The following is a 5,799-nucleotide window of genomic DNA, read 5'->3' on the forward strand; positions in this document are numbered from 1 at the left end:
CAAGCAGTTCGAGCAGCAGTACCTCGATGGTCTGATCACTCAGGGCGAGAAGTACAACAAGGTGGTCGACGTCTGGTCACGCTGCACCGACCAGGTGGCCGAGGAGATGATGGGAGTCATCGCCAAGGACGAGGCCGGCAATCACATCAACTCGGTCTGGATGATGGCGCACTCCGGAGCCCGTGGTTCGGCCGCGCAGATCAAGCAGCTCGCCGGCATGCGTGGTCTGATGGCCAAGCCGTCGGGTGAGATCATCGAGACGCCTATCATCTCGAACTTCAAGGAAGGCCTGACCGTGCTCGACTACTTCACCTCCACACACGGCGCCCGAAAGGGACTGGCCGACACCGCGTTGAAGACCGCGAACTCGGGTTACCTGACCCGCCGACTGGTCGACGTGGCGCAGGACTGCATCATCACCGAGCCGGATTGCGGCACCGAGCGTGGGCTTACGACGCGCGCGGTGGTCGACGGTGGCGAAGTGATCGAGCCGCTCGGCGATCGTATTCTGGGCCGTACGTCCTGCGACGATGTTCTCGACCCACTTTCGGGCGAGAAGATCGTGAACGCCGGCGACATCATCGACGAGGCGATGGTTGAGTTGGTCGAGCGGGCCGGAGTCGACACGGTGCGGATCCGGTCGGTGCTGACCTGTGAGACCAAAGTCGGTGTCTGCGGTTCCTGTTACGGTCGTGATCTGGCACGCGGAACGCCGGTCAACGCCGGCGAGGCCGTCGGCGTCATCGCCGCCCAGTCCATCGGCGAGCCGGGGACCCAGCTCACCATGCGGACGTTCCACATCGGCGGGGCCGCCCAGCGTGGCGCTGAGCAGTCGTCGATCGAGGCGTCCGTTCAGGCGACGATCAAGGTTCTCAACCGTAACGTGGTGAAGAACTCCGACGGCGTCCTGGTGGTCATGGGCCGGAACTCGGAGCTGGTGCTGAGCGACGATCAGGGCCGGGAGCGGGCCCGTCACCGGGTGCCTTACGGTTCCAAGATGCTGGTCGACGACGGCGACAAGGTCGAGCCGGGCCAGCGCATGGCGGAATGGGATCCGTACACCATTCCGATCCTGACCGAGCGGGAAGGCATCGCGCACTACGTCGACCTCGTCGACGGCGTGTCGATGCGCGAGGTCACCGACGAGGCAACGGGCATCGCGTCGCGCGTGGTGGTCGACTGGAAGCAGCAGCCGCGTGGCAACGATCTGAAACCCCGGATCACCCTGCGTGACGAAGCCGGTGAGGTCATCCAGCTCGCGAATGGTCTGGAGGCGCGCTACTTCATGTCGGTCGACGCCATTCTGTCGGTCGAGAACGCGGCAACGGTCAAGGCCGGTGACGTGCTGGCGCGTATTCCACGTGAGTCTTCGAAGACCCGCGACATCACCGGTGGTCTGCCGCGTGTCGCGGAGCTGTTCGAGGCACGGCGTCCGAAGGACTTCGCCATCATCAGCGAGGGTGAGGGTCGGGTCGAGTTCGGCAAGGACTACAAGACCAAGCGTCGGGTGATCGTCACGCCGAGCGAGGAGGGTGCCGAGCCGGTCGAGTACATGATCCCGAAGGGCAAGCACCTGGCGGTTCACGAAGGCGACTATGTCCAGAAGGGCGACCTGCTCATGGACGGCGCCCGGGTGCCGCACGACATCCTGAACATCATGGGTGTCGAGGCGCTTGCGGACTACCTGATCTATGAGATCCAGGAGGTCTACCGACTGCAGGGCGTGAAGATCAACGACAAGCACATCGAGGTGATCGTCCGGCAGATGCTGCAGAAGGTCGAAGTGATGGACGCCGGGGACACCACGCTGTTGCTCGGCGAAACCATCGACCGCGACGAGTACGACGAGGCCAACGAGAAGGCGCTTGCCGAGAATCTTCGTCCGGCGTTCGCCAAGCCGGTGCTGCAGGGCATCACCAAGGCGTCGCTGCAGACGAAGTCCTTCATCTCCGCCGCATCGTTCCAGGAGACCACCCGCGTCCTCACCGAGGCGGCGGTGTCCGGCAAGACCGACGGGCTCGAGGGACTGAAGGAAAACGTGATCGTCGGGCGTTTGATCCCGGCGGGCACCGGCAGCGTGATGAACCGGTTGCGCCGCATCGCAGCCGACCGCGATCGGGCGTTGACCCCGCCGGAGGCGGAGAGCGATGCGCCGTTGCTGGAATCGGAGGCCGAGGTTACGGCCGCCGAGTAGGCGAGTCGCCCGGCCGGTCGGCCGGGCATCGACGACAGGACCGGTCCCCCGTGGCGAAGCGCTGCGGGGGACCGCTTCGTTTTGGGCACACCGGCAGTGTTTCGACAAAACATTGCGCAGATGCCCTCCGCAGTGCATCAACCTTGCGCGCGGGCGGTGGAGTCGGAGGCCGCGGATTTCCTGAATTTTTCCGGAATCTCCGCTTGACCCGCAGAGGTCACCTCCATAGTATCCGCGCACCTTAGACCGGGGCTGGTGGTGAACCCCGTGGCGCCCTATCTGCCGCGCCCGGGCATTCAGACACAGTGACGGCAATGGGGTACGAAGAAAAAATCGAGGGCCCGCGGTTTCCGCGGGTCGGTCTGATGAGCGGGTTTGCCACGGGTCAATGATCCGGCTGGTGGCAAGTTCGCGCGTTTTTGGTCGAGAAGGATCGACGGATGCCGACGATCAACCAGTTGATCAACCACGGGCGCAAGGTCCCGGTGAAGCGGAACAAGGTTCCGGCGCTCCAGGCGTGTCCGCAGAAGCGTGGTGTTTGCACCCGCGTCTACACGACGACGCCGAAGAAGCCGAACTCGGCGCTTCGTAAGGTCGCGCGTGTGCGTCTGACCAACGGCTTTGAGGTCATCAGCTACATTCCCGGCGAAGGTCACAATCTGCAGGAGCACTCGGTCGTCATGATCCGGGGCGGCCGCGTGAAGGACCTTCCGGGCGTTCGCTATCACATCATTCGCGGCACCCTTGACACCCAGGGCGTCAAGGATCGTCGTCAGCGCCGTTCGAAGTACGGCGCGAAGCGGCCGAAGTAAGGAGAGCCCCTATGTCGCGTCGGCATCGTGCTGAGAAGCGTCCGGTTCTGCCGGATGCTAAGTTTGGAGACGAGGTTGTCTCCAAGTTCATGAGCTGCCTCATGTATGACGGCAAGCGCTCGGTCGCCGAGGGCATCGTCTACGGGGCGTTCGACCGCGTGGCGAAGCGGACCGGCGGCGAGCCGATCCGGCTGTTCCACGATGCGCTCGGCAACGTGAAGCCGCATCTGGAAGTCCGGTCGCGCCGCGTCGGTGGTGCGACCTACCAGGTGCCGGTCGAAGTCCGCCCGGAGCGCGCTCAGGCGCTGGCCATTCGCTGGTTGATCGATGCCGCGCGCAAGCGCTCCGAGAAGACCATGACCGAGCGGCTCTCCGGTGAGCTGGTCGACGCTGCGAACAGCCGCGGCACGGCGGTGAAGAAGCGCGAAGACACCCACCGGATGGCGGACGCCAACAAGGCGTTTTCGCACTACCGCTGGTAACTGCAAGCGTAAGCGACAAGGACCCGAGTTATGGCCCGCACTCATCCGGTCGATATGTATCGTAATATCGGCATCATGGCTCACATTGATGCCGGTAAGACGACGACCACCGAACGCATCCTGTTCTACACCGGCCGGTCGTACAAGATCGGCGAGGTCCATGACGGCAATGCCACCATGGATTGGATGGAGCAGGAGCAAGAGCGCGGGATCACCATCACTTCGGCGGCGACGACGTGCTTCTGGAATGATCGGCGCATCAACATCATCGATACGCCCGGCCACGTCGATTTCACCATTGAGGTCGAGCGCTCGCTGCGCGTGCTTGACGGTGCGGTCGCGGTGTTCGACTCGGTCGCCGGCGTCGAGCCGCAGTCCGAGACGGTCTGGCGGCAGGCCGACAAGTACCACGTCCCGCGGATCTGCTTCGTCAACAAGATGGACCGGATCGGTGCCGATTTCTTCCGCTGCGTGCGGATGATGGTCGACCGTCTTGGCGCGGTGCCGCTGGTCACCCAGCTGCCGATCGGTGTCGAGTCCGATTTCGTTGGCTTGGTCGATCTGGTCGAGATGCGGGCGGTTCGCTGGCTCGATGAGTCGCTGGGCGCACAGTTCGAGTACGAGGCAATTCCGGCCGACATGGCCGAGCAGGCTGCCGAGTATCGCAAGACCCTGGTTGAGCTCGCGGTCGAGCAGGACGACGCCGCGATGGAAGCTTACCTGGAAGGCACCGAGCCTTCGGTGGAAGTTCTGAAGGCGTGCATCCGCAAGGGCGCGATCAGCGAGTCGTTCGTGCCGGTGCTGCTCGGTTCCGCCTTCAAGAACAAGGGCGTCCAGCCGCTGCTCGACGCGGTGGTCGACTACCTGCCGTCGCCGACTGACGTTTCGAACGTCAAGGGCGTGCTGATGGACGGCGAGACCCCGGTGGTCCGCAAGACGGACGACGACGAGCCGTTCTCAGCGCTGGCGTTCAAGATCATGAACGACCCGTATGTTGGCTCGCTGACCTTCGTCCGTGTCTATTCCGGCGTGCTGGAGACCGGCAGCGCGGTGATGAACACCGTGAAGGACCAGCGCGAGCGGGTCGGCCGGATGCTGCTGATGCATGCCAACAGCCGTGAAGACGTCAAAGAGGCACGCGCGGGCGACATCGTCGCGATCGCCGGGCTGAAGAACACGACGACCGGCGACACGCTCTGCGATCCGATGAAGCCCGTGATCCTGGAGCGGATGGAGTTCCCGGAGCCGGTCATCGAAGTGGCCGTGGAGCCGAAGACCAAGACCGACCAGGAGAAGATGGGCGTCGCGCTGAGCCGCTTGGCCGCCGAGGATCCCTCGTTCCGGGTTTCGACGGACAACGAAAGCGGCCAGACCGTGATCAAGGGGATGGGCGAACTCCACCTCGAGATTCTGGTCGATCGCATGCGCCGCGAGTTCAAGGTCGAGGCGAATGTCGGTGCGCCGCAGGTGGCGTATCGCGAGTCGATCACCCGGCGCGCCGAGATCGACTACACCCACAAGAAGCAAACCGGTGGTTCAGGACAGTTCGCGCGCATCAAGCTGGTGTTCGAGCCGCAGGAGCGCGGCGCCGGGTTTGTGTTCGAGAACACGGTCGTTGGCGGCTCGGTTCCGCGGGAGTATATCCCGGGCGTCGAGAAGGGCCTGAAGTCGGCGAAGGACACCGGCGTGATGGCCGGGTTCCCGATGATCGACTTCAAGGTGAGCCTGATCGACGGCGCCTACCACGATGTGGACTCCAGCGTTCTGGCGTTCGAGATCGCGGCCCGAGCAGCGTTCAAGGAGGGTGTGGCGAAAGCCGGCCCGCAGCTGCTCGAGCCGATCATGAAGGTCGAGGTTGTGACGCCCGATGAGTACATGGGCGACATCATCGGCGACCTGAACAGCCGGCGCGGCCAGGTCAGCGGCATGGATCAGCGCGGAAACGCGCGGGTTGTCGATGCAATGGTGCCGCTGGCGAATATGTTCGGCTACGTCAACACCCTGCGCTCGATGAGCCAGGGCCGGGCGCAGTACACTATGCAGTTTGATCACTACGAGCCGGTGCCGCAGGCGGTCGCCGACGAGGTTCGGGCGAAGCTGGCCTGACGGCCGGCTGACCCCAAAGCAAACCAGCGGACGACGCACGTCACCCAATTACGGAGCGGACCGGGATGGCCAAGGTAAAGTTTGAGCGTAACAAGCCGCACTGCAACATCGGCACGATTGGTCACGTGGACCACGGCAAGACGACGCTGACGGCTGCGATTACGAAGGTTTTGGCGGAGACTGGCGGCGCGACGTTCATGGCGTA

The 5,799-nt window shown here is 64.0% G+C and carries 5 protein-coding genes; all 5 read left to right on the forward strand.

The genetic code is table 11. The features are described from left to right. A partial coding sequence (locus RIC54_RS17070; protein ID WP_502990179.1) for a DNA-directed RNA polymerase subunit beta' occupies positions 1–2,194 on the forward strand: 2,194 nt, incomplete at its 5' end. A gap of 440 nt (positions 2,195–2,634) precedes the next feature. Then, complete coding sequence (rpsL, locus tag RIC54_RS17075; RefSeq protein ID WP_007678359.1) at positions 2,635–3,006, forward strand: 30S ribosomal protein S12; 372 nt, start codon at positions 2,635–2,637, stop codon at positions 3,004–3,006. An 11-nt stretch (positions 3,007–3,017) separates the two neighbouring features. Continuing rightward, entirely contained in the window at positions 3,018–3,488 is a 471-nt protein-coding gene (gene rpsG / locus RIC54_RS17080) for a 30S ribosomal protein S7 (RefSeq protein WP_007678353.1), read from the forward strand. A gap of 30 nt (positions 3,489–3,518) precedes the next feature. After that, on the forward strand, positions 3,519–5,594 hold the full coding sequence (gene fusA / locus RIC54_RS17085) for an elongation factor G (protein ID WP_350098077.1): 2,076 nt from the start codon (positions 3,519–3,521) through the stop codon (positions 5,592–5,594). A 65-nt stretch (positions 5,595–5,659) separates the two neighbouring features. Beyond that, a partial coding sequence (locus RIC54_RS17090; RefSeq protein ID WP_350085036.1) for a GTP-binding protein occupies positions 5,660–5,799 on the forward strand: 140 nt, incomplete at its 3' end.

This window comes from Thalassobaculum sp. (assembly GCF_040219215.1).
In the GTDB taxonomy this organism is placed as follows: domain Bacteria; phylum Pseudomonadota; class Alphaproteobacteria; order Thalassobaculales; family Thalassobaculaceae; genus Thalassobaculum_A.

What these genes read in the sequence shown, in the direction of transcription:
- fusA (WP_350098077.1), top strand. Translation starts at nt 3,519, where the DNA reads ATGGCCCGCACTCATCCGGTCGATATGTATCGTAATATCGGCATCATG.
- rpsL (WP_007678359.1), top strand. Translation starts at nt 2,635, where the DNA reads ATGCCGACGATCAACCAGTTGATCAACCACGGGCGCAAGGTCCCGGTG.
- rpsG (WP_007678353.1), top strand. Translation starts at nt 3,018, where the DNA reads ATGTCGCGTCGGCATCGTGCTGAGAAGCGTCCGGTTCTGCCGGATGCT.